This is a genomic window from Xanthomonas sp. Leaf148 (assembly GCF_001423585.1).
Classification (GTDB): Bacteria; Pseudomonadota; Gammaproteobacteria; order Xanthomonadales; family Xanthomonadaceae; genus Xanthomonas.
In genome coordinates this window covers 1,798,282-1,822,868 of the sequence record NZ_LMOP01000008.1, presented here as the reverse complement: position 1 = coordinate 1,822,868, position 24,587 = coordinate 1,798,282, and the positions used below count along the sequence as shown (strand labels likewise).

Below are 24,587 nucleotides of genomic sequence, written 5' to 3'. Positions count from 1 at the left end.
ACTTTATTTCAGATCCGCGCCATACACCTGCAGCAAACGCCGCTGCGTCAGCGTCGCGCGCGTCTACCCGCTTACGCAAGACCAGCAAACGCGCGCTGGCACCACACCATGATCGGGCTCCAGGCCAGACCCAGCGCCAGCAATGCGAGTGCGTTGACGCCCAGCACTGTGCCCAGGACGCGATCGTTGTTGGCGGGCAACGGCTCACCAACCGGTTCGTCGAAGTACATGACCTTGATGACACGCAGGTAGTAGTACGCACCAATCACCGCGCACAGCACACCTACCAGCGCCAGCCACAGCATGTCGCCCTTCACCGCCGCGCCCAGCACGGCGAGCTTGGTCCAGAAGCCGAGGAACGGCGGAATGCCCGCCAGCGAAGCCATGATGCACAGCACCAGGCCAGCCATCCACGGGTTACGCGCGTTGAGCCCCTTGAAGTCGTCGATGTTCTCCGCTTCAAAGCCGTTGCGCGACAACGCGATGATCGCGCCGAACGAAGCGGTCGACATGATGGTGTAGCTCACCGCATAGAACATCGCAGCCGCATAGCCTTCTTCGCCGCCACCGGCCACGCCCATCAGCAGGAAGCCGATGTGCGACACCGTCGAATACGCAAGCATGCGCTTGAGATTGCTCTGCGCGATGGCCATCAGGTTACCGATGACCAACGACAGTGCCGACAGCCCGCCAATCAGCAGATGCCACTGCGGCGACAACGGACCCATACCCACTTCCAGCAGGCGGTAGGCCATGCCGAATGCAGCCAACTTCGGTGCCGAACTGATAAACAGCGCGATCGGTGCCGGTGCGCCCTGATAGACGTCGGGCAGCCACATATGGAACGGCGCGGCGCCCAGCTTGAATGCAACGCCAGCGATCATGAAGATGGTGCCGGTCAGCAGCAGTGTGCGCTCACCCGAGCCGTCGATCGCGTCATGGATGCCCGCCAGGCTCAAGGTGCCGGTAGCGCCATAGACCAGCGACATGCCGTACAGCAGCAGACCCGACGCCAACGAACCCAGCACGAAATACTTCATCGCCGCTTCGGTGGCCAGGCCGTTGTCGCGATTGGATGCGACCAGCGCGTACGAACACAGCGCCAGCAGTTCCAGTCCCAGATAGACCATCAGCAGACTGCCTGCCGAGGCCAGCAGCATCATGCCGGCGGTGGCGAACAACACCAACACCGGGATTTCGCCCTGATAGAGATTGCGCTCGCGCAGGTAGGTCCAGCCATACACCAGGCTCAACCCGCTGACGAGCACGATCACCGTCTTCATGACATCCGCAGCGGTATCGCGCACGAACATGCCATTGAAAATGTCGCCCTGCCCGCCTGTGCCGGTTGCCAACAACGCAAACACCACGGCCAGAACGGCGATAGAGAACAAGTGGGTCCAGACCTTGTTCCGCTGGCTCATGAACAGGTCGAGCATCAGCAGTGCGAAGGCGCCGCCGATCAGCACCAGCTCCGGAACAAGCGGAGCCAGGTCAGCGGTGGTCAACGGCGCGAGCGTTGGCGTGGTCATCATCAAATCCTGAAAATCGGTACGTACGGCAAGCAGTTACAGCTTGGTCGCGGCAATCTGGGTAGCCAGCTTGGCGATCGATGGTTCCATCAGATCGGTCAGCGGCTTCGGATACAGGCCCAGGGCCAGCACGCCAGCAGCGAACACCCCCAGCACGAAGGCCTCGCGGCCATTGATGTCCTTCAGCTCGGCCACATGCGCGTTGGCCACTTCGCCGAAGAACACGCGCTTGTAGAGCCACAGCGTGTAGGCGGCAGTGATCACCAGCGTGGTGGCGGCAGCGAAGGCAACCAACGGATGCTTCTGGAAGCTGGCCAGGATCACCATGAACTCGCCGACGAAACCGCTGGTACCCGGCAGACCGGCATTGGCCATGAAGAACAACATCGCAAAAGTGGCGAACCACGGCATCACATTGACCACGCCGCCGTAATCGGCGATGCGACGCGTGTGCATGCGGTCGTACAACACACCGATGCAGGAGAACATGGCGCCAGACACGAAGCCGTGCGAAATCATCTGCACCATCGCGCCTTGCAAGCCGAGACGCGCAGCGTCGGTGCTGCCGTACTCACGCACCAGCGTGAAGGCAATGAAGGTACCCAGGGTGACGAAGCCCATGTGCGCGATGGACGAGTACGCCACCAGCTTCTTCATGTCTTCCTGCACCAATGCCACCAGACCGACGTAGACCACCGCGATCAGCGACAACGCAATGACCAACCAGGCGAACTCGTGACTGGCATCCGGCACGATCGGCAGGTTGAAGCGCAGGAACCCGTAGCCGCCGATCTTCAGCGCGATCGCAGCCAGGATCACCGAACCGGCGGTCGGCGCTTCGACGTGTGCATCCGGCAGCCAGGTGTGCACCGGGAACATCGGCACCTTGACCGCAAAGGCGATCAAGAACGCGAAGAAGATCCAGGTCTGCTCCTTGGCGGTCAGCTGCAGCGCGTACAGGTCGGCGAGTTGAAAACTGCCGCCCTTCAGATACAGGTAGACCAGACCCACCAGCATCAGCACCGAGCCGAGGAAGGTGTAGAGGAAGAACTTCATCGCCGCATAGATACGTCGCGGACCGCCCCAGACACCGATGATCAGGAACATCGGGATCAGCATGGCTTCGAAGAAGACATAGAACAGCATCGCGTCGGTGGCAGCGAAGATACCGACGGTGACGCCCTCCAGAATCAGGAACGCGGCGACGTACTGATTGACGCGCTTGTCGATCGAGCGCCAGGCGCCGATCAGCGCCAGCACCGTCACCAATGTGGTGAGCACGATCAACGCGACCGCGATGCCATCCACGCCCAGGTTGTAGCCGATGTTGTAAGCCGGAATCCAGGCATGCAGTTCGATGAACTGCATCGCGTCATTGGCGGTGTCGTAGCCCAACAGCGGCAGACTCAGCACAAAGGTCGCCACCGCCACCGCCAAGGACGCCCAGCGGGCAGTCTCGGCGTTGCGCAACGCAAGGATCAGGGCGCCACCGATAATCGGCAGCCAGATCAAGATAGACAGTAAAGGCCAGTTCGACACGTTTTCTTATTCCGTACAGGTCAACGCCAGAAATGCATCAGTACCGCCAACAAGGCGATCAAACCGATGATCATTGCGAAGGCGTAGTGATAGAGGAAACCGGATTGCGTGCGACGCAGCAGATTTGCAGCCAGGTCGATCAGTCGGGCAGAACCATTGACGACCACGCCGTCGACCACATGGGTGTCGATTGCGCGTGACGCCTTGCCAAGGACAACACCGCCACCGGCGAAGCCATTGATCCACAGCTTGTCGAAGCCGTATTTGTTTTCCAGCAGCCACACGATCGGCGCGAACGCCTTGCGCGACTTGGTGGCCAGGTCGGGCTTCCACAGATAGAACAGCGCGGCCAGCAATAGACCAGCGACCGTCAGGAAGAACGGCGCCGCCATCATGCCGTGCAACGCGAACGCCACCGGGCCATGGAATTCTTCTGCGAGCGCACCAACGGTATCGCGCGCCGGATCGTAGAAGTCGACGATGCCGGTGAAGAACGACACGGCCTGCCCCTTGAGCGCGTGCGCCGCGTGGTGGCCCTGCCAATCGGTACCGAACAACATCGGGCCGATGGTGAAGAAACCGATCGCCACCGACGGAATCGCCAGCAGGATCAGCGGCAACGTCACCACCCACTTGGACTCGTGCGGCTCGTGAACACCGTGGTGACCATGGCCGTGATCGTCGTGGCCATGGCTGTCATGCGCATGTGCATCGTGCGCGTGGCTGTCGTGGGCATGCACCTGCGCTTCGGCATCGGTGTGCGCGCTGTCGTGATGTGCATGCGCATCGTGCGCATGAGCATCGCGAAAACGCTCCTTGCCGTGGAAGGTCAGGAACAGCAGCCGGAAGCTGTAGAAGCTGGTGACCAGCACGCCGCCGAGCACGGACCAGTAGCCGTAAGTCGCGATCCAGCTATGCGATTCGTGCGCGTGGTGCGCAGCGGCTTCGATGATGGTGTCCTTCGAGTAGAAACCCGAGAAGAACGGCGTACCGACCAGTGCCAGCGTACCGATCACGCTGGTCCAGTAGGTCACCTTCATGTACTTGCGCAGGCCGCCCATCTTGCGCATGTCCTGCTCGTGGTGCATGCCGATGATGACCGAACCCGCCGCCAGGAACAGCAGCGCCTTGAAGAAGGCATGCGTCATCAGGTGGAACACGGCAGCCGAATAGGCCGACACGCCCAGCGCCACAGTCATGTAACCGAGCTGGGACAGCGTCGAGTACGCGACCACGCGCTTGATGTCGTTCTGCACGATGCCGATCAAGCCGGTGAAGAAGGCCGTGGTCGCACCGATGAACAGGATGAAGTTGAGTGCGGTTTCCGACAGCTCGAACAGCGGCGACATGCGCGCCACCATGAAGATGCCGGCGGTGACCATGGTCGCAGCATGGATCAGTGCCGAGATCGGGGTCGGGCCTTCCATCGAGTCAGGCAGCCACACATGCAGCGGCACCTGCGCCGACTTGCCCATCGCGCCGATGAACAGGCAGATGCAGATCAGCGTCATCACGCTCCATTCGTGGCCAGCGAACAACTGCACCTTGGCGTTGGCCATGGTGGTCGCGTTGGCAAACACGGTGGAGTAATCCAACGAGCCGAACCACAACAGCACGCCAGCGATGCCGAGAATGAAGCCGAAGTCGCCCACGCGGTTGACCAGGAACGCCTTCATGTTGGCGAACACTGCAGTCGGGCGCTTGAACCAGAAGCCGATCAGCAGGTACGACACCAGACCCACCGCTTCCCAGCCGAAGAACAGCTGCAGGAAGTTGTTGCTCATCACCAGCGTCAGCATGGAGAAGGTGAACAACGAGATGTAACTGAAGAAGCGCTGGTAGCCGGGATCTTCTTCCATGTAGCCAATGGTGTAGATGTGCACCAGCAGCGACACGAAGGTCACCACCACCATCATCATCGCGGTCAGGCGATCGACCATGAAGCCGACATGCGCGGAGTAATTACCGACGTCGAAGAAGGTGTACAGGTTTTGGTTGAACGGGCTGGCGCCCTGCTCCACCAATTGGTACAGCGTCAGGCACGACAGCACGCAGCTGACCGCCACGCCGAGGATGGTGACGTATTGCGCGCCCTTGCGCCCTACCTGGCGACCGAACAGGCCGGCGATGATGCTGCCGATCAGCGGTGCAAGCACCACCGCAATCAACAGACTCTTGGAGAGAGTGATTTCCATCTACAGGTCAGCCCTTCAACGTATCGACTTCGGCCACATTGATCGTGCGGCGCGTGCGGAACAGAGTCACCAGGATCGCAAGGCCGATAGCGGCCTCCGCGGCGGCAACGGTCAGGATGAAGAACACGAACAACTGACCGGCGGGGTCGCCCAGCTCGCGCGAAAACGCAATGAAGTTGACGTTGACCGACAGCAGCATCAACTCGATCGACATCAGCAACACGATGACGTTCTTGCGGTTGAGGAAGATGCCGGCCAGGGAGATGCAGAACAGCACCGCGCCCAGTCCAAGCAGGTGGCCCAAGGTAATCAAGACTTCGCCTCCTGTCCGTCGGCCGCATCGACGCGCGGCGCAACCTGTGCTGGCTTTTCGACTGCCATCTTGACGATGCGCAGACGGTCGCCCGCCTTCACGCGGGATTGCTCGCTGGCGTTCTGGAGCTTGATGCCGGTGCGCTTACGCAAGGTCAGCATCACTGCAGCCACCACGGCCACGGTCAGAATCACGGCGGCAAATTCGAACGGCAGCAGGAACTCGGTGTACAGGCTCTTGGCCAGCCAGGTCAGGTTAGAACTGTCGGCGGCTTGCGCTGCCGCGTTGTCGACCGGGAACGGCGTGGCAGTGCGCGCCTTGACCCCGATCAAGGTGACCATCTGTGCCAGCATCGCCACCGCAACGATCACGCCCAGCGGCATGTATTTAACCCAGCCCTCGCGCAACCGGCTGGTGTCGATGTCCAGCATCATCACCACGAACAGGAACAGCACCATCACTGCGCCGACGTAGACCAGCACCAGCGTGACGCCGAGGAACTCGGCACCGACCAGCAACCAGATACACGCCATCGAGAAGAAGGTGAGGATCAGGCACAACACGGCATACACCGGGTTACGCACGCTGATCACCGCACCAGCGGACACCACCGCGACTGCGGAGAAGGCGTAAAAAGCAATAGAGACCCAGTCCATCATGACCTCAACGGAAGGCGGCATCGGCAGCGCGACGCTCGGCGATCTCGGCTTCTAGCCGGTCTCCGATCGCCAGCAGCTGCGGCTTGTTGACAATATTTTCGCCACGCTTCTCGAAGTGGTACTCGAGGATGTGCGTCTCGACGATCGAGTCCACCGGGCAGCTTTCTTCACAGAAGCCGCAGAAGATGCACTTGAACAAGTCGATGTCGTAACGCGTGGTACGGCGCGAGCCGTCCTCGCGCTTGGCCGAGTCGATGGTGATCGCCAGCGCCGGGCACACCGCTTCGCACAGCTTGCAGGCAATGCAGCGTTCTTCGCCATTGGGGTAGCGACGCAACGCATGCAGGCCACGGAAACGCGGCGACTGCGGAAACTTCTCCATCGGATACAGCACGGTGTACTTGGGCTTGAACGTGTACTTAAACGTCAGCCACAAGCCTGCGAGCAGTTCGAGCAGCAGCAGGCTCTTGAAGTAATGGGTGATCTTGTTCATCGGTTACACGCCCTTCTGGATCACGCCGTAAAACACCATCAACGCCGTCACTGCGATCCACACGATCGTGAGCGGAATGAACACCTTCCAACCCAGACGCATGATCTGGTCGTAGCGGTAGCGCGGGAAGCTGGCACGGAACCAGATGTAAGCGCTGGCGAAGAAGAACACCTTCATCAGCAGCCACGGCCAACCGCCCTTCCACACCCAGTCGATCCACGGCGAGATATCCGCTGTGACCCAACCCTGGATCGGGCTCAGCCAGCCACCGAGGAAGAAGATCGAGATCAGGAAGCTGACCAGGATCATGTTGGCGTATTCGGCCAGGAAGAACAGCGCGAACGCACCGCCCGAGTATTCCACCATGTGGCCGGCGACGATTTCCGATTCGCCCTCCACCACGTCGAACGGCGCGCGGTTGGTTTCGGCAACGCCGGAGACCCAGTACACGATGAACAACGGGAACAGCGGAATCAGGAACCAGTCGAAGAAGCCCGAATTACCACCCTGCGCCAACACGATCTGGCTCAGGTTGACGCTGCCCGAGGCGATCATGACGCCGACCAGCGCAAACCCCATCGCGATTTCGTAGCTGACCACCTGCGCCGCCGAGCGCATCGCGCCCAGAAACGCGTACTTGGAGTTGGATGCCCAGCCCGCCAGGATGATGCCGTAAACGCCCAGCGAGGTCATCGCCAGCAAATACAGCAAACCGACATTGGCGTTGGACAGCACCAGCTGCGCATCGAACGGCACCACCGACCACGCCGCGAATGCAGGCGCCAGCGTCAACAGCGGCGCGATGATGAACATCGCCTTGTGCGAGCTGCTGGGCTGCAGGATCTCCTTGAACAGGAGCTTGAACACGTCGGCGAAAGCCTGAAAGATGCCCATGCCCACGTACATGGGCCCGTGACGCACATGCATCCAGCCGATCAGCTTGCGCTCCCAAACCACGTAGAAGGCCACCGAGACGATCACCGGCACGGCGATCAACAGGATCTTCAACACGGTCCACAACAAGATGCCGCCATCGCCCAGTCCGAGAAACCACTGGTGCAAAGGGTCGACCACGTTCAACAGCAATTCGTTCATGCAGCCACCACTGTTACGCGACCGGCACCAAGCGGCGCGGTTGCGCCATGGCCGGATTCAATCCACACCGTGCCCGGCGCAACGCGCTTGTCCAGCACCACCGGCAACGTCGCCTTACCCGCGTCGGTGCCGACCTTGACCATCTGCCCATCGGCGATCTGCAGCTGCGCAGCCTGTTCGGGGTGCATCGCCACGCACGGTGCGATATTGAGCGGATGCGACTGCAGCGCAGCGGCGCGACGCACTACCGCATCGGTGCGGTAGATCGCAGCAGTCGCTGCGACTTCCAGTCCGTCACTAGTCGCCTGCGGCTGAGCGGAGGCCACTGGGCGCACATCGCGATTCTGCATGCCGGCACGCAGGCCGACCAGATCGATGAACTCGAAACCAGCCAGACCCAGCTCGCCACCCAGCGCACGCAGCACACGCCAGCCTTCGCGCGCTTCGACCGGCAAGCGGCCTGCGGCACGCGCCGTCTGCACGCGACCGTCGAGATTGGTCAACGAGGCATCGATTTCCGGCAATGCACCGATCGGCAGGATCACGTCAGCCACATCGCGCGTTGAAGCGCAGGCGAACTGACTGAAGGCAACGACCTTGGCACCGGCCAGCGCGCTGCGTGCAGCAGCGGCGTCGGCAAAATCCAGGCCCGGCTCGATACCGTACAGCACGTACGCCTGACGCGGCTGCGCCAGCATGCCGGCCACATCACGCGCTGTTGGCAACACACCTTGCGACACTAGACCCACCGCGTTCGCGCCCTGCGGGATACGGCACAGCGAAGCGCCCGTTGCCGCAGCAAAGTTGCGTGCAGCAGCACGCAGTGCCGCCGCCTGCGGATGATTTTCAGCCAATGCACCAACCACGATCACGGCGCGCGTTGCGCCCTTGACCGCATCGCGTAGCGCGGCGTCGTCAAGTGCGCTTGCCAGCTGCGACGGCGCGACCACGGCGCGGCTCGCCTGCGTGAATGCGAAATCGAAATCGACCGGGTTGACCGAATGGATCTGCGTGCGGTTCTGGATGTGCGCCTTGCGCAGACGTGCATGCAGCAACGGCAGCTCGTGACGCACGTTGGTGCCGAACAACACCACCACATCGGCCTGCTCGATCTCGGCCAGCGGCGTTGCAAAGGCTTCGGCAACCGCAGCGTCGGAGAAATCCCGATTGAGCAGCCGGTGATCCAGATTGCCGCTGCCGAGGCCTTCGGCCAGACGTGCCAGCAGCGCGCCTTCCTCGTTCGAGGTGGACGGATGCACCAGCACGCCAAGCTGATCGCCGGCATTGTCACGCAGGATCTGGGTCGCAGCAGCCAGACCTTCGGTCCAGCTCACTTCGGTCCACTCGCCGTTGACCTTCTTCAGTGGCTTGCCCGCGCGGTCTTCGGCGTACAGACCCTGATGCGAGTAACGGTCGCGATCGGACAGCCAGCATTCGTTGACTGCTTCGTTCTCGCGCGGCACGGTGCGCAGCACTTCGCCACGACGCACATGCAGGAACAGGTTCGAGCCCATCGCATCGTGGTAACCCAGCGATTCGCGCGCCATCAATTCCCACGGACGTGCGCGGAACTGGAACACCTTGTTGGTCAGCGCGCCCACCGGGCAGACGTCGATGACGTTGCCGGAAATTTCGGTGGTCAGCGGCTTGCCGTCGTAGGTGCCGATCTGCAGGTTTTCACCGCGGTACATGCCACCCAGCTCGTAGGTGCCGGCGATGTCTGCAGTGAAGCGCACGCAACGGGTGCACTGGATGCAGCGAGTCATTTCGGTGGCGACCAGCGGACCGATATCCTCGTCTTGCACCACGCGCTTGCGCTCGTTGAAGCGGCTCACCGACCGGCCGTAGCCGAGCGAGACGTCCTGCAACTCGCACTCGCCACCCTGATCGCAGATCGGGCAATCCAGCGGGTGATTGATCAGCAAAAATTCCATCACGCTGCGCTGGTACTTCAGCGCCTTTTCGCTGCGCGTGGCGATCTTCATGCCATCCATCACCGGCGTGGCGCAGGCAGGCGACGGCTTGGGCGACTTTTCGACATCCACCAGACACATGCGGCAGTTGGCAGCGATCGGCAGCTTCTCGTGATAGCAGAAGCGCGGGATCGGAATGCCGGCCTTGTCGGCGGCCTGAATGATCATCGAGCCCTTCGGCACGACCAGACTCTGCCCGTCGATTTCGACGGTGACATGATCCGGCGGCACGTCCGGGTTCACTGGTTGGGCGCTCATGCGGCCACTCCGACGTGCGTGTCGACGATCGAACGACCGTTGACGATGTAGTACTCGAACTCGTCCCAGAACTGGCGCAGGAAGCCTTGAATCGGCCACGCTGCCGCTTCACCGAACGCGCAGATGGTGTGCCCTTCGATCTGACCGGCCACGGTACGCAGCTGGTGCAGGTCTTCCATCGTGGCCTTGCCGGCGACGATGCGCTCCAGCACGCGGTGCATCCAGCCGGTGCCTTCGCGGCACGGGGTGCACTGGCCACACGATTCCTTGTGGAAGAACTGCGAGATGCGGCAGGCAAAACGCACGCAGCACACGCTGTCGTCCAGCACCACGATGGCGCCCGATCCCAGACCGGTGCCCAGCGCACGCAAGGTGTCGTAATCCATCTGCAGACCGGCAACCTGATCAGCCTTCAGCACCGGCATCGACACGCCGCCAGGCACCACGCCCTTGAGGGTGCGGCCCGGACGCAGGCCACCGGCCATTTCCAGCAGTTCGTCGAAGGTGGTGCCGAGCGGCACTTCAAAGTTGCCGCCCTTCTGCACGCAGCCGGACACCGAGAAAATCTTCGGACCGCCGTTCTTGGTCTTGCTCAACCCGAGGAACCACTCCGGGCCGTTGCGAATGATCGCCGGCACCGAGGCATAGGTCTCGGTGTTGTTGATGGTGGTCGGCTTGCCGTACAGGCCGAAGTTCGCCGGGAACGGCGGCTTGTAACGCGGCTGGCCCTTCTTGCCTTCCAGCGATTCCATCAATGCGGTCTCTTCGCCGCAGATGTACGCGCCAGCACCCAGCGCACCGTAGATATCGATATCCACGCCGCTGCCGAGAATGTTCTTGCCCAGCCAGCCGTTCGCATACGCATCAGCCAGTGCCAGTTCGAAGTTTTCGAACGGCTCGTGGTGGAACTCGCCACGCAGGTAGTTGTAGCCCACCGTCGAGCCGGTGGCGTAGCAGGCGATCGCCATGCCCTCCACCACCGAATGCGGGTTGTAACGCAGGATGTCGCGGTCTTTGCAGGTTCCCGGCTCGGATTCGTCCGAGTTGCACAGGATGTACTTCTGCATCGTGCCCTTGGGCATGAACGACCACTTCAGACCGGTCGGGAAACCGGCGCCGCCGCGGCCACGCAGATTGGACGCCTTGACCATTTCGATGACGTCGGCCGGCGCGATCTTTTCTTCCAGGATCTTGCGCAACGCTGCGTAGCCACCGGTCTTGAGGTAGCTCTCGTACGACCACGGAGTGTCGTAATGCAGGGTCGTGTAAACGACCTGATGCGGCAACGGCGCCGGACCGACCGGACCTGTAGGTGCGTGATGATGTGCCATGTCTTATTCCAGCCCGTCCAGCAGCGCGTCGACCTTCTCTTTCGTCAGGTGCTCATGGTAGTGGCCGTTGATGACCATCATCGGCGCTGCAGAGCAGGCCGCCAGGCACTCTTCTTCGCGCTTGAGGTAGACGCGGCCATCGGCCGTCGACTGCCCCAGCTTGCAACCCAGTTTCTTCTCGGCGTGCGCCAACAGATCTTCGGCGCCGTTGAGCCAGCAGCTGATGTTGGTGCAGAACGCCACGTTGTGGCGGCCGACCTTCTCGGTCTCGAACATCGAGTAGAAGCTGGCTACCTCATAGGCCCACACCGGCGGTAGTTCCAAATACTTGGCCACGCCAACGATCAATTCGTCGGTCAGCCAGCCCTGGTTCTGCTCCTGCGCCGCGTGCAAGCCCTGCAGCACCGCCGAACGCTTGCGATCGGGCGGAAACTTGGCCAGCCAATGATCGATGTGCGCACGCGTTTTATCGCTCAGCACCACCTGCGGATCGACGTCGCGCGCCGCTTCGAAATTACCCGTCGCCTTCATCGGTCAACCTCACCGAAAACCAAATCGTAAGTACCGATCATCGCCACGACGTCGGCCAGCAAATAACCACGCACCACCGCATCCATCGACGACAAATGCGCAAAGCCGGGCGCGCGCAGATGCAGGCGGAACGGCTTGTTGGCGCCATCGGACATCAGGTAGCAACCGAACTCGCCCTTGGGCGCTTCGACCGCGCAATAGGTCTCGCCGGCCGGCACGCAATAGCCTTCACTGAACAGCTTGAAGTGATGGATCAGCGCTTCCATGTCGTCCTTCATGCCTTCTCGGCTTGGCGGAGCGACCTTGAAATTGGTGACCATGACCGGGCCAGGGTTGGCCTTCAGCCACTTCACACATTGCTTGATGATGCGGTTGGATTCGCGCATCTCAGCAACACGGACCAGATAGCGGTCGTAGCAGTCGCCGTTGGTGCCGACCGGGATATCGAAATCCACCACGTCGTACTTGGCATACGGCTGCTTCTTGCGCAGATCCCACTCGATCCCCGAGCCACGCAGCATCGGACCGGTCATGCCCCAGGCACGCGCCAGATCCGGGCTGATGATGCCGACATCGACAGTACGCTGCTTCCAGATACGGTTGTCGGTCAGCAGCGTTTCGTATTCGTCCACGCGCGACGGGAAGGTGTTGGTGAAATCCTCGAGGAAATCCAGCATCGTGCCTTCGCGAGCAGCGTTGCGCTTCTTCAGCGCCCCACCCTTGTGCCAGCGCGATTCCTTGTACTTGGGCATGAAATCGGGCAGATCGCGGTACACGCCACCCGGGCGGTAGTAGGCCGCGTGCATACGCGCGCCGCTGACCGCCTCGTACACGTCCATCAATTCTTCGCGCTCACGGAACGCGTACAACATCACCGCCATCGCACCCAGATCGAGTGCATTGGAACCGACCCACATCAGGTGGTTCTTGATGCGGGTGATCTCGTCGAACATGGTGCGGATGTACTGCGCACGCTCCGGCGCTTCGATTCCCATCAGGGACTCGATCGCGCGCACGTAGGCGTGCTCGTTGCACATCATCGACACGTAATCCAGGCGATCCATGTACGGAACCGACTGGTTGAACGGCTTGGACTCGGCCAGCTTCTCGGTGCCACGGTGCAGCAGGCCGATATGCGGATCGGCACGCACCACGGTCTCGCCGTCCATTTCCAGGATCAGACGCAGCACGCCGTGCGCCGCAGGATGCTGCGGGCCGAAGTTCATCGTGTAATTGCGGATTTCCTGCTTGCTTTCGACAGGATTGCTCGCGAAGGCATCGGTTGCCTGGCGGAACTCACTCACTTGGCGGTCTCCGACTTGCCCACTTCACCGGCGGCAGTCTCATAACGGGCATCGTCGCGAATCACGCGCGGCACACCGACGCGCGGCTCGACCGAGGTAACCGGCTCGTACACCACGCGCTTGCGCTCTTCGTCGTAACGCACTTCGACGTTGCCGATCAGCGGGAAATCCTTGCGGAACGGATGGCCGACGAATCCATAGTCGGTCAGGATGCGGCGCAGGTCCGGGTGACCATCGAACACGATGCCGAACAGGTCGAATGCTTCGCGCTCGAACCAATTCACGCCCGGCCAGATATCGGTCACCGACGCCACCACCGGCACCTGCTCGTCGGGTGCGTAGCAACGCACGCGCAAACGCTGGTTGTGCTGGTAGGAAATCAGCTGGGCAACGACCGCAAAACGCTGCTTGGGCATGTGCTGCGCATGCGCGCCGGTGGAGCCTTCCTGGCTGGGGAATTCACCCCAACCAAAACGCCCGATGCCCTTGCCTTCGACGCCGCGACTGAAGCCCTGCGAGGATACGTCGGCGGTATCCCACTCGTCGCTGCCATAACCCAGGTAGTCGACGCCGCACAGGTCGCTGAGCTGCTCGAAAGCGAGCTCGTCACGCAGCGCCAGACAGGTGGCGTGCCAATCGGCCGCGGCGACTTCCAGCGTGACTTCGCCGCGCGGCAATGCCACGGTGATCTGGGCACCGGCGAAACATGCCGCAAGTCGGTCAGTGAAGGAGGATGCTTGCTCTGCCATGGGGGCTTGGCTGCTCTCGGTAGGAGAAGACGGGTATCAGCGCGCGATCGTCTGGGTACGCCAGATCTTCTTCTGCAGCTGCAAGATGCCGTAGACCAGCGCCTCGGCGGTCGGCGGGCAGCCCGGGACATAGATGTCCACCGGCACGATGCGATCGCAACCGCGCACCACCGAATACGAATAGTGATAGTAGCCGCCGCCATTGGCGCAGCTGCCCATCGAGATGACCCACTTCGGGTCCGGCATCTGGTCGTAGACCTTGCGCAGCGCCGGGGCCATCTTGTTGACCAAAGTACCGGCGACGATCATCACGTCGGACTGGCGCGGCGACGGGCGAAACACCACGCCGTATCGATCCAGGTCCAGACGCGAGGCGCCAGCATGCATCATTTCGACCGCACAGCAGGCAAGACCGAAGGTCATCGGCCACATCGAGCCGGTCCGCGCCCAGTTCAACAGCGCGTCGACGCTGGTGGTCACGTAGCCCTTCTCGAGCAGCGGGTTTTCGCCGTCCGGGCGCAGGATGTCTTCCACCCGGCCTTCCGGCATCGGGTTGGTCATCAGACGATCCAGGGTCTGAATCACTCCCATTCCAGCGCTCCCTTCTTCCACACGTAGATAAAGCCGAGGAACAACATGCCGACGAACAGCCCCATGGTGACCAGCGAACGTGCGCCGATCTCCATGAACACCTGCGTCCACGGCACGATGAAGATAATTTCCAGGTCAAACACGATGAACTGGATCGCGATGAGGTAGTAGCGCACATCGAACTTCATGCGCGCGTCTTCGAATGCCTCGAAGCCACACTCGTACGGCGAAAGCTTGCGCGCGTCCGGGCTGCGCGGAGCGAGGAACCGACCAATCAGCATCAACACGATGCCGATGCCAGTGGCGACGATCAGAAACAGCAGACTCGGCAAATATTCGGCCAGCACAGCGATTCTCTCTTGCCTCTGCCCGCACGCGCCGCGTGCCGGCATGGGGTATAGGCAGACCCTGCGCGCGACGTGTCGCAATGCACAGGAACTGCAGCCAAACAATGGTGCCCAAGAGGGGACTCGAACCCCTACGACCTAAGTCGCTACCACCTCAAGGTAGTGCGTCTACCAATTCCGCCACCTGGGCATACGTTGCGCCGCTGGGCATCCCAGTGCGCAGCGTATTGTAACCGGCTTCAGCGTTTTTGTGCTGGTTCTGAAGCGTTTTCTTCGCTGGCCGCTGGCGCCGACGGCGCAGGTGCGGACTGCACTGGCGCAGCAGCGGGTGCGGCGGCAGGAGCAGGCTGCGACGGAGCGGTCGGTACCGCACCGGCGGCGGGCGCCTGCGGCAACGGCTGGGTCAACTCACCGGCTGCAGCCGGCGCCGGGGTGGCGGACTGCGACATCACACCCAGGTTCTGATCGGTCGGACGGGCACCGTGGGTGGCATACCACGCCATGAACAGACTGATGCTGAAAAACACCACCGCCAGCCACTTGGTCGACTTGGACAGGAAGTTCGACGCACCCTGCGAACCGAAAACCGTGCCAGACGCGCCGGCACCGAAGCCGGAACCGGCTGCCGCACCCGCGCCACGCTGCATCAGGATCAGCGCAATCATCGCCAGCGCGACCAGCACGTAGACCACATTGAGGATCAACATCAGCATTTCGAAATCCGTCCCCGGACAAAACTTAATGGGTTAACAAGCGGCCGCCGCACGCGCGATGGCCAGGAAATCTTCGGCCACCAAGGAGGCGCCTCCGACAAGCCCACCATCGACGTCGGGCTGCGCGAACAGCTCGCTGGCGTTGTCGGGCTTGACACTGCCCCCATACAGGATGGGCAGAGAGTCGGCAATTCTAGCATCCGCCTTCGCGACTTCGCCACGCAGGAAGGCGTGCACAGCCTGCGCCTGCTCCGGGCTGGCAGTCCGTCCGGTCCCAATGGCCCAGATCGGTTCATAGGCCAGCACCGCGCGGGCAAAGCCCTCGCTGCCGACCAATGCCAGTACCGGCTCGAGCTGGGCACGTAGGATTGCCTCAGTCTGACCGGCTTCACGCTGTTCCAGCGACTCGCCCACGCACAGCACCGGGATCAAGCCGGCGTGGATGGCGGCGGCAAACTTATGCGCCACCAGCTCACTACTCTCCTGGTGGTACTGGCGGCGCTCGGAGTGACCGACCAGTCCGTAGTCGGCTCCGACATCCACCAGCATCGTGGCCGAGACCTCACCGGTGTAGGCGCCCTTCTCATTACTACTGACGTCCTGGGCTCCAAAGGACAGGTGATGTGCCTCGAAATCCTCGATCAGGTCACCGAGGTAAGGCAGTGGCGGCAGGATGACGACATCGACACCCTCCAGGGGCATGTGCGCTGCGACCTGGGCCACCAGTTCGGTGGCGAAGGCGCGGCTGCCATGCAGCTTCCAATTTCCAGCAACGATCTTTCGACGCATCAGGCGCAGGTTCCTGAGTGGAAGACAGGCGACAGAATAGCCCATGCCCTGTCGGCAACCGGCACACTTCTGTCCGCCATATGTCCCACCCCTCGTTCAACAGGAACCTGCCATGTCCGTTTCACCTGTCTTTGCGCTGATAACCGGCGCCTCCAGCGGGATCGGCCGCGAGATTGCGCGGGCGTACGCCAAACGGGGCGTGCCGTTGATCCTGACCGCACGCCGGGTGGACCGACTACAGGCGCTGGCCGCCGAACTGGGCACGCAGGTACGTGTAGAGGTGCTGCCGGCCGACTTGGCCGACCCTGCGGCGGTCGAGGCGCTAGTGACGCAGATCCAGCGCAATGGCTGGACGGTAGGCACGCTGGTCAACAACGCCGGCTACGGCGTGCCGGGCCGCTACCTGCACAACGACTGGGCCACGCATGCGCGCTTTCTGCAGGTGATGATCGGCGCGGTGTGCGAGCTGACCTGGCGGCTGTTGCCGATGATCCGCGCCAGTGGCCAGGGCCGCATTCTCAACGTCGCATCATTTGCCGCACTCACGCCCAGTGCCGATGGGCAGACGCTGTATGCGGCCAGCAAGAGCTTCATGTTGCGCTTCAGCGAGTCGCTGGCGCTGGAAAACGCCGATTGCGCAGTGAAGGTGTGCGCGCTGTGCCCGGGCTTTGCGTGGTCGGAATTCCACGATGTCACCGGCACCCGCGAGGCGATGTCCACCCTGCCCGGCTGGGCCTGGCTGCAGGCCGATGCAGTTGCCGAGTACGGCATCGCCGCATTGGAGCGTGGCCAGGTGCTGGCGGTGCCGGGCTGGCGCTATCGGCTGGTCAATGCCGCACTGCGCCTGCTGCCGCATTCGGTTGCGCTGCGACTGATGGCGCGCGGCTCGCATCGGGTAAGGCCGCTGGATTGAAACGCGTTACTGTACGTTGGCAGGTGCATCGCAGCGCATCGGCTCTGCACGCGCGCACTGCGCATGGCTTACAACTCCGGGACTTAGAACGGCTCACAAAACGTCGCGAGCAGTCGTCAGGTGGGTGCGGGCGGCGCACTCAGAACCGGAGTTTACGCGTGGCACCTGCCGCACCAAGCACCGGCTGCGCCCGCGTGGCGGTGAGCACAGTCGTTTTGTTAGCAGCGCTTAGTGATTGACGATCTCGCCGTGCATGGCGGCCAGTCGTGCCAATAGGCGATTCTGGGTGCGGCGCGGGATCTTTTGTTGATCCATTGCCCAGTTGAGATCTTCGACCAGGGCGTTGAAATCGCCCTCGCGAATGGCCAGATGCGCATGCGCCTGTTGCATCGATTTGGCGGTATCCGGGCACGGGCCATCGGCGACATGGCAGAACTTCTGCACCAGGCGCGCGTTGAGCATGACGATGTTGACCCGCGCGAATTTGTCGACGATGCGTTGATCGTCAGCAATGCGCGACAACATGGTTTCCACCAGCGCCTCGATGCCGGCCTGGCCACCAAGTTCGTCGTACAGCGTTTGAGGCGTCTGCGTGGTGGCGCAGGCACTCAGGCTCAGCACACATAGCAGGGACCACCGCAGCCATCGATTCATCAGAACGCTACCTGCAAGGAGAGATACGGGCCGCGCTGGTTGGTCAGCGTGGCGATGTCGCCAAGATCGGCCCAGGCTGCGGTCAACGACACATGCTTGCTGGGGAACCAGGCAACAAAACCGTCGGCCCAGGCCTGTTCGCGCGCAAAGCCCAGATTGTCCGGTTTGCCGCGATATTCCACACCAACCACCCACGACGGCGACAGCACGACCGCAGCACTGGCCTCAGCGACCAGTCGATAGCTGTTGCGCCGATCGCCACCGAAGCCGAGCAAACCGGTCTGATTGGCGCGGGTCGCGCGCAGCGTACCGTTGAGCAGTAATTGATAGCCGCCAGCGCCCTGCAACAGCAGCCTGCTGGCGCTGACATAGACATCGGTGCCATGGTCGTCACGTGCACCGATAGCCAATGGCAGCGTGCCGTCGCGCAGACGCTTGTACTGCACGCCGACGCTGACTTGCGGGGCGCGCCCGTAGACCAGATCGCCGTACACGCGCAGCTTGGCGCCGAAGACATCCTGACCGAGCGCGTTCCACGGCAGTGCCAGGCGATCCTGCAAGGTGCCCAGGTCCAGGCGCTGGCGCGCAAGCGACAGTTCCAGGCGGTTGCCGACCGTCAGCGCGGCGCCTTGTACATCGAGTCGATAATCGCCGCTGTCCACATGCGTGGCGAACAGCACGGTACCGAGCTCGTCGCGCGTGCCATACCCCGACAACGTGGCCCACGGCACGATGCCGCCACCGCTGCTGCCTTCGATCATCGACACGCCGCCGGTAGCGAGCAGGCGCCCGTCGCCGGCGACCGCAAACACTGGTATGAGCGCAACACCGCACACTGCAGAGGCGAGCGCAGCGCGGAGACGATGCTTCATCGTTGCGCTCCCATCTGCGCGGGCGAGGTCATTCCAAGTTGGCGCATGCACCACGCCACGAAGGGGGCTTGCTCCAGCGGCGGTGCGTAGAGATAGCCCTGCACCATGTCGCAACCATAGCCGCGCAACAGACCGAGCGCAGTGGTGTTCTCGACGCCTTCGGCGATCACGCTCAGGCCCAGGTTATGCCCCAGATCGATCGTGCTGCGCACGATGAACGCATCGTCGGTGCCTTCGGCCAGCTGCATGACGAAGCTCTTGTCGATCTTCAATTCGTTCACCGGCATGCGCTTGAGTTGGGCCAACGAGGAATAGCCGGTGCCGAAGTCGTCGATGGACAGACGCACGCCGACGCTACGCAGTTGATGCAGCATGTGCAGCGCGGATTCGACATCGCGCATCAAGGCGCTTTCGGTCAGTTCCAGCGTGACCGACTGCGCCGGCACCGCATGCTGTTCCAGCCGCGCACGCACGTAATCGGGCAACCCCGGATCGGAGAGATCCAGTGCCGATAGATTGATCGCCATGCCCAGCTCCAGCCCTTGCGTGCGCCAGTGCGCCTGACAGCGCAGCGCCTCGTCCAGTACGAAGCGGGTCAATGGATGGATGACGCCGGAATGCTCAGCCAGCGGAATGAATTCGTCGGGTCCGATCGGACCCAGCGTCGGGTGATGCCAACGCACCAGCACTTCGACCTGTTCGACGCGATCGCTGCGCAGGCAGATCTTGGGTTGGAAGCGCAAGGTCAGCTCGTTACCGCCGATAGCCTGGCGCAGATCGCCGGTGAGGCGCAGCCGTCGCAGATGCTGTTCGTCCTGCCCCATGCGATAGACGCTGGCACCGATGGTGGCGGCATCGTCCACCTGCCGTCGCGCGATGTCGGCACGGCGTAACAAGGTGTCCGGGTCTGCGCCATGCTCGGGAATCAGGGCGATGCCAATGCTGGCTTCGAGCTGGATGCGTGCCTGCGGCAACACCAATGGGCGACGCAGTTGCAGCAGCAGGCGTTGTGCGTCCTGCTGCACGGTGGTCGCATCGGCGTGCGCCACGATCACCATGAACTCATCGCTGCCCAGCCGCCCGACCAGGTTCGGCTCCTGCACCACCTCTGCAAGCCTGCGGCCGGCCTCGACCAGCACCTGGTCGGCGAAATCATGACCAAGGCTGTCGTTGAGTTCCTTGAAACGCTCCAGATCCAGGATCAATACCGCCGCCGTTCCGCCGGAGGCGACTGTCTGCGCGGTCACTTCTTTCAGGCGTTCGAGCAACCAGACCCGATTGGGCAGCCCGGTCAATGCGTCGTGCCGCGCCTGATGCAGAATGTGTTGCTCGCGGCTGGCGATCTGATGCTGCATGCGCCCAAAGCTATCGGCCAGTTCGGCGAGTTCGCGACCCGGCGGAACCTCCACCGCCGTCTGATAATCGCCGCGCTGGATGCGTCGCGCCGCCTGCACCAGTTGCGCGACCGGTTTGCTGACACTGCGCGCCAGAACGATCGCCACGCACAAGGCTGCAGCGGTCGCCAAACCTGCCAGCAGCAGGATGCGCAACTTGAGGGTGCGATAGGGCGCGACCGCGCGATCGAGCGAGGCCTGCAAGGCCACCCGCACGTGGCTGTCGCCCTGGAGCGATTGCAGTTTGACCAGGTAGCGTGATTCGCCCAGGTTGAGCGGAATCGCTTCCGCCCGCGTGTGCTCGGCGGCAGGCAACTGTTGCGCAAACTCGCGACGCGCTGCCGGCTCCAGGGTGGATGCCAGCACGCGCACCGGTGGGCCATCGGTAAAGAACGTGGCATCCAGTCCGGTCGTGCTGCGGAAGTCCTGTGCCAGGCCGTCGCCGGATTCGTTGCCGATCGCGATCCAGCCAACGCGACTGGGCGCCAGCACCTGCACCACGGCCAGGCGCACGATATGTTGATCCAGGGCAACCACGCCGACTGCGCGTCCATCGCGCTGCGCCTGCTGCAACAACGCCTGCACCGCACGCAATTGTTCGGCCTGCGGAAGGTCGGCCAACCCGGTCAAAAATTCGCCATCCGGCGAAAGCAGCACTGCGGTCTGCGCAGACATGCGCGCGGCATGGTTGCGCAGCGCCGATTGCATGGTGGGCACATCGCCGCTGGCCACCGCGGCACGAAAACCGAAGTCGTCTGCCAGCACCGACGCCGATTGCAGCAATTGCTCATCACGGCGCAGATTGATGCGCTGCCACACGCGTTCGCCGATCTGCAGTTCTTCGCCCAATTGCGCCTTGACGCTGCGCTCGGTAGCCAGCTGCACGGCGATGAAGGTCAACGCCTGCGTGGCCAGCACGACCAGCACCAGCAGAGCCGCGATGCGCGTGTGCAGGCGCATCGCCCTCATGGGTGCGGCTTCTTGGGGGCGGCGCTGCGGAACTTGTCCTGCAGCGCGCGCATGCGCTCGTCCGGCGGCGCCACCGCCGGAGCGGCGCCAGTGGTCTGCAAGGTGACCTTGCGTTGCACTGCGTCGCGCGCAATCACCAGCGGCTCGCCCACTGCTGCGCCCTTGATGCGTGGATGCCAGACGCGCAGCGTGTAGGTTCCTGCCGGGGCATCGAGCTGCACGCGACCATCGCTGCCGGTCTTGCCGAAATACGGCGTCTCCAGCACCACGATATAGCCCAGCATCCAGTCATGGATGTTGCAGCCCACAGTAACCAGACCGGCCTGATCGAACCGCACCGGCGCGGCGGTAGTGCCCTGAAACAGCGGCAATTCGAAGCGTTTGGCGGGCGAGAACGAATAGACCTGGTGACGGATCTGATCGTTGTTCGGAAACCGTACCGAGGTGCCGGTACGCACCGCCAAGACCGCCGGCACGAATTGCGAATTGACCTGATCCATCTCCAGCATCTTGCCCGCGCTCGCTGCGGCGGGCCGCGGCAGTTCCAGACTGACCACCGCATCGACCAGGACACCGTTGGCATCGGTCACGGTCACGCTCACCGGCGTTGCTGCAGCCGGTGCCATCGCGCCAGACAGCGCAAGCAACGACATCGCACCTAATTGTTTGAACCACGGCATCCGCATGCGCCCCTACCTCGTGCAATCGGCAGCGGGCGCCAGGCGAATCCGACGTCGCGCTAGCGATCAGACTGAGTTATCGGCGCGGGTGAACGCAAGCTTTAACCAGACACGAGCGGAATTTTATGAATAGAAGTGTGGCACCTGTCATGGCGCATGTTGCGGACGCAGCCATTCGCTGCGTGAGTTATCGGCAACGCATTGCGCACCTGGCGCAGAAAAAACCAACAGCGCCAACAGTCGACCTCTCTGTCGAGTTACTTCAGCTTGATCTCGCGCAGGCGCTCTTCCAGAAACCCGTGTGCGGTGATCGGCTCAAGGTAGCGACTGGGGTTGTCGGCACTGATGCACGAGGGCAGCACGTCGATCAAAAAGTCCGGATTCGGATGCAGGAAGAACGGCACCGAATAGCGCGGCTTGCGCGCCGCTTCGCCCGGCGGGTTCACCACGCGGTGAATCGTGGACGGATACACATGGTTGGTCAGGCGCTGCAGCATGTCGCCGATATTGACCACGATGGTGTCGGCGTCGGCGGTGAACGGCACCCACTCGCCGTCGTTGGAACGCACTTCCAGACCGGCCGCGCTCGCACCGACCAGCAAAGTGATGAAGTTGATATCGCCATGCGCACCGGCGCGCACATTGGGAATGTCGTCGCTGGTGATCGGCGGGTAATGGATCGGGCGCAGGATCGAATTGCCGTTGTTGGTCTTGTCGACGAAATAGTCCTGCGGCAGGCCGATGTGCAGCGCCAGTGCTGCGAGCACGCGCGAGCCCAGCTGGTCGAGCTGCTGATACAGCTGGTAGCCGCGCTCACGGAATCCGGGCACTTCTTCCGGCCACAGGTTCGGCGCCATCACCTCGCGGTACGGCGAATCGTCCGGAATCTCGCGGCCGATGTGCCAGAACTCCTTCAGATCGAAGTGCTTGGAGTCCTTGGCGGTTTCCACGCCAAACGCGGTGTAACCACGTGCGCCGCCACTGCCCGGCACGTGATAGCGGCGCTTGACCTCTTCGGGCAAGGCGAAGAATGCCTTGAACACGTCGTAGGCCGCGTCGATCTCGGTCTGCGCGATGCCGTGATTGCGGATGCCGGCAAAGCCCCATTGGCGGTAGGCCGCACCGAGCTCGGCGACGAAAGCGTCGCGATCGGTATCGAAACGGGTGATGTCCAGGGTGGGGATGCGCGCGCTCATACGGATATCTGCAGTCGAAGTCGAAAAGTCGGGAGGACGCCTGCCGCTCAGGACAGCAGGCGATACAACACATAGAACGTTGCGGCCTTGGCGAAGACCACGCAAACGCCAATGATCAGCGACTCACGCCGCGTCACGCACCGCTCCGGAGAGCCGATCGAGCGTGTCCTGCATCAGGCCGGCGTCGTCGGCTTCCACGGTCACGCGCACCACAGGCTCGGTGCCGGACGGACGCAGGAACGCACGTCCGCGGCCTTGCACGGCGGCTTGCGCCTGCTGCAGCGCCTGCTGCACGCCGGGCGCTTCGACGATGGCCTTGGCCGCGCCACCCTCCAGACGCACATTCACGGTCTTTTGCGGCACCTTGGCCAGGCCGCTCAGCGCTTGACGAAGGCTGTGCCCATCGCGGCCCAGCGCTTCGAGCACCTGCAGCGCGCTGACGATGCCATCGCCGGTGCTGGCGCGGTCCAGGCACAGCAAATGGCCGGAGGTCTCTCCACCCAGCGTGCCGCCGCCTTCGACCAGCGCCTGATGCACGTAGCGGTCGCCCACCTTTGCGCGCTGGAACGGAATCCGCAGCGCGGCCAGTGCCGGCTCCAGGCCGTAATTGGTCATCAAGGTGCCGACCACGGTGCCGGTGAGCCGGCCGCTGGCCTGCCACGAGCGCGCCAGGAGATACAGCAGATCGTCGCCATCGACCGGGTTGCCCTGGTCGTCGGCCATCAGCACGCGATCGCCATCGCCATCGAAGGCGATGCCCAGATGCGCGCCGCTCTCGCGCACCTTGGCGGCAAGATTGTCGATATGCGTCGAGCCAACGCCATCGTTGATGTTGAGCCCGTCCGGCGCCGCACCGATCACCACCACCTCGGCACCCAGCTCGCGGAACAGCATCGGCGCGATGTGATACGTGGCACCGTGCGCGCAATCCAGCACCATTTTCAGGCCCTGCAGAGTGAAGCCGCGCGCCACGCTGGCCTTGCAGAATTCGATGTAACGGCCGATCGCATCGCGGGTGCGAATCGCCTTGCCCAGGCGCTCGGATTCCACGGTGTGGAACGGCTCGTCCAGCGCGGCTTCGATCGCCGCTTCGGTGGCGTCATCGAGCTTTTCGCCCTCGGCGGAGAAGAACTTGATGCCGTTGTCGTAATGCGGGTTGTGCGAGGCGCTGATGACCACGCCGGCATCGGCGCGCAAGGTGCTGGTCAAGAACGCGATGGCGGGCGTCGGCATCGGGCCAATCATCTGCACATCGGCGCCTGCAGCGACCAGGCCGGCTTCCAGCGCCGCTTCGAACATATAGCCGGAAATACGGGTGTCCTTGCCGATCAACACCAACGGACGCTTGCTGCGCCCTTGCGTCAGCACGCGCCCGAGCGCATTGCCCAGACGCAGCACGAAGTCGGCAGAAATGACGCCCTGCCCGACCCGACCGCGGATGCCGTCGGTGCCGAAATATTTGCGGGCGCTCACAGCGCAGCCACCCGGTAGCGCGCG

General features: G+C 62.8%; 23 protein-coding genes, 1 tRNA gene and 1 other RNA gene. 1 reads left to right on the top strand and 24 read right to left on the bottom strand.

What is annotated here, in order from left to right:
- Positions 1-71: 71 nt before the first annotated feature.
- The 17 genes from nuoN to tpiA form a co-directional block, all read right to left on the bottom strand.
- The gene (nuoN, locus tag ASF90_RS12200; protein ID WP_055850423.1) at positions 72-1,532 is read right to left on the bottom strand and encodes an NADH-quinone oxidoreductase subunit NuoN; all 1,461 of its coding nucleotides are present in this window, start codon (positions 1,530-1,532) and stop codon (positions 72-74) included.
- Between the two features lie 36 nt (positions 1,533-1,568).
- Complete coding sequence (locus ASF90_RS12195; RefSeq protein ID WP_055850090.1) at positions 1,569-3,071, bottom strand: NADH-quinone oxidoreductase subunit M; 1,503 nt, start codon at positions 3,069-3,071, stop codon at positions 1,569-1,571.
- 20 nt (positions 3,072-3,091) lie between these two features.
- A complete protein-coding gene (gene nuoL, locus ASF90_RS12190) occupies positions 3,092-5,266 on the bottom strand; it encodes an NADH-quinone oxidoreductase subunit L (protein WP_055850088.1) in 2,175 nt (724 codons plus the stop codon).
- A gap of 7 nt (positions 5,267-5,273) precedes the next feature.
- Entirely contained in the window at positions 5,274-5,579 is a 306-nt protein-coding gene (gene nuoK, locus ASF90_RS12185) for an NADH-quinone oxidoreductase subunit NuoK (RefSeq protein ID WP_006450557.1), read from the bottom strand.
- Positions 5,576-6,238 carry an NADH-quinone oxidoreductase subunit J gene (locus tag ASF90_RS12180; protein WP_082473499.1) on the bottom strand — a complete coding sequence of 221 codons (663 nt, stop codon included), beginning with the start codon at positions 6,236-6,238 and terminating at the stop codon, positions 5,576-5,578. The genes nuoK and ASF90_RS12180 overlap by 4 nt, the downstream gene beginning before the upstream one ends.
- Positions 6,239-6,242: 4 nt before the next feature.
- Positions 6,243-6,731, bottom strand: coding sequence for an NADH-quinone oxidoreductase subunit NuoI (gene nuoI / locus ASF90_RS12175; protein ID WP_055850086.1), 489 nt, complete (start codon positions 6,729-6,731; stop codon positions 6,243-6,245).
- A 3-nt stretch (positions 6,732-6,734) separates the two neighbouring features.
- Positions 6,735-7,826: an NADH-quinone oxidoreductase subunit NuoH gene (nuoH, locus tag ASF90_RS12170; RefSeq protein WP_055850084.1), complete on the bottom strand. Its 1,092-nt coding sequence runs from the start codon at positions 7,824-7,826 to the stop codon at positions 6,735-6,737.
- Positions 7,823-10,057, bottom strand: a complete 2,235-nt coding sequence (gene nuoG, locus ASF90_RS12165; RefSeq protein WP_055850082.1) for an NADH-quinone oxidoreductase subunit NuoG — start codon at positions 10,055-10,057, stop codon at positions 7,823-7,825. Before nuoG ends, nuoH begins: the two co-directional genes overlap by 4 nt.
- Positions 10,054-11,388 carry an NADH-quinone oxidoreductase subunit NuoF gene (nuoF, locus tag ASF90_RS12160; protein ID WP_055850080.1) on the bottom strand — a complete coding sequence of 445 codons (1,335 nt, stop codon included), beginning with the start codon at positions 11,386-11,388 and terminating at the stop codon, positions 10,054-10,056. The genes nuoG and nuoF overlap by 4 nt, the downstream gene beginning before the upstream one ends.
- A gap of 3 nt (positions 11,389-11,391) precedes the next feature.
- Positions 11,392-11,919 carry an NADH-quinone oxidoreductase subunit NuoE gene (nuoE, locus tag ASF90_RS12155; RefSeq protein ID WP_005991372.1) on the bottom strand — a complete coding sequence of 176 codons (528 nt, stop codon included), beginning with the start codon at positions 11,917-11,919 and terminating at the stop codon, positions 11,392-11,394.
- A complete protein-coding gene (locus ASF90_RS12150; RefSeq protein WP_055850078.1) occupies positions 11,916-13,223 on the bottom strand; it encodes an NADH-quinone oxidoreductase subunit D in 1,308 nt (435 codons plus the stop codon). The genes nuoE and ASF90_RS12150 overlap by 4 nt, the downstream gene beginning before the upstream one ends.
- The gene (locus ASF90_RS12145; RefSeq protein ID WP_055850075.1) at positions 13,220-13,972 is read right to left on the bottom strand and encodes an NADH-quinone oxidoreductase subunit C; all 753 of its coding nucleotides are present in this window, start codon (positions 13,970-13,972) and stop codon (positions 13,220-13,222) included. The genes ASF90_RS12150 and ASF90_RS12145 overlap by 4 nt, the downstream gene beginning before the upstream one ends.
- A gap of 36 nt (positions 13,973-14,008) precedes the next feature.
- A complete protein-coding gene (locus ASF90_RS12140; protein WP_039420570.1) occupies positions 14,009-14,563 on the bottom strand; it encodes an NADH-quinone oxidoreductase subunit B in 555 nt (184 codons plus the stop codon).
- On the bottom strand, positions 14,554-14,910 hold the full coding sequence (locus ASF90_RS12135; RefSeq protein ID WP_005991364.1) for an NADH-quinone oxidoreductase subunit A: 357 nt from the start codon (positions 14,908-14,910) through the stop codon (positions 14,554-14,556). The genes ASF90_RS12140 and ASF90_RS12135 overlap by 10 nt, the downstream gene beginning before the upstream one ends.
- Positions 14,911-15,015: 105 nt before the next feature.
- Positions 15,016-15,100 (bottom strand) — tRNA-Leu (locus ASF90_RS12130).
- A 49-nt stretch (positions 15,101-15,149) separates the two neighbouring features.
- Entirely contained in the window at positions 15,150-15,623 is a 474-nt protein-coding gene (secG, locus tag ASF90_RS12125; protein WP_055850073.1) for a preprotein translocase subunit SecG, read from the bottom strand.
- A 33-nt stretch (positions 15,624-15,656) separates the two neighbouring features.
- On the bottom strand, positions 15,657-16,412 hold the full coding sequence (tpiA, locus tag ASF90_RS12120; protein ID WP_055850072.1) for a triose-phosphate isomerase: 756 nt from the start codon (positions 16,410-16,412) through the stop codon (positions 15,657-15,659).
- A gap of 112 nt (positions 16,413-16,524) precedes the next feature.
- Here tpiA and ASF90_RS12115 point away from each other — a divergent pair, with 112 nt between their 5' ends.
- Positions 16,525-17,325, top strand: coding sequence for an SDR family oxidoreductase (locus tag ASF90_RS12115; RefSeq protein WP_055850070.1), 801 nt, complete (start codon positions 16,525-16,527; stop codon positions 17,323-17,325).
- A 90-nt stretch (positions 17,326-17,415) separates the two neighbouring features.
- On the opposite strand, the gene ASF90_RS22210 is transcribed toward ASF90_RS12115, so the two are convergent.
- The 7 genes from ASF90_RS22210 to glmM all read right to left on the bottom strand — a co-directional run bounded on the left by ASF90_RS22210 (position 17,416) and on the right by glmM (position 24,563).
- A non-coding RNA gene (locus ASF90_RS22210) (sX9 sRNA) lies at positions 17,416-17,492 on the bottom strand.
- 61 nt (positions 17,493-17,553) lie between these two features.
- Positions 17,554-17,979 (bottom strand): group 1 truncated hemoglobin, encoded by a 426-nt coding sequence (locus ASF90_RS12110; RefSeq protein WP_055850068.1) that lies wholly within the window; start codon positions 17,977-17,979, stop codon positions 17,554-17,556.
- Entirely contained in the window at positions 17,979-18,851 is an 873-nt protein-coding gene (locus tag ASF90_RS12105; RefSeq protein ID WP_055850066.1) for a DUF3034 family protein, read from the bottom strand. The genes ASF90_RS12110 and ASF90_RS12105 overlap by 1 nt, the downstream gene beginning before the upstream one ends.
- On the bottom strand, positions 18,848-21,214 hold the full coding sequence (locus ASF90_RS12100) for an EAL domain-containing protein (protein ID WP_055850064.1): 2,367 nt from the start codon (positions 21,212-21,214) through the stop codon (positions 18,848-18,850). The genes ASF90_RS12105 and ASF90_RS12100 overlap by 4 nt, the downstream gene beginning before the upstream one ends.
- Complete coding sequence (locus tag ASF90_RS12095) at positions 21,211-21,894, bottom strand: methylamine utilization protein (RefSeq protein ID WP_055850062.1); 684 nt, start codon at positions 21,892-21,894, stop codon at positions 21,211-21,213. Before ASF90_RS12095 ends, ASF90_RS12100 begins: the two co-directional genes overlap by 4 nt.
- Positions 21,895-22,151: 257 nt before the next feature.
- Positions 22,152-23,090, bottom strand: a complete 939-nt coding sequence (locus ASF90_RS12090; protein ID WP_055850060.1) for a 2-oxoglutarate and iron-dependent oxygenase domain-containing protein — start codon at positions 23,088-23,090, stop codon at positions 22,152-22,154.
- 123 nt (positions 23,091-23,213) lie between these two features.
- Positions 23,214-24,563 carry a phosphoglucosamine mutase gene (gene glmM / locus ASF90_RS12085; RefSeq protein ID WP_055850057.1) on the bottom strand — a complete coding sequence of 450 codons (1,350 nt, stop codon included), beginning with the start codon at positions 24,561-24,563 and terminating at the stop codon, positions 23,214-23,216.
- Between the last annotated feature and the right edge of the window lie 24 nt (positions 24,564-24,587).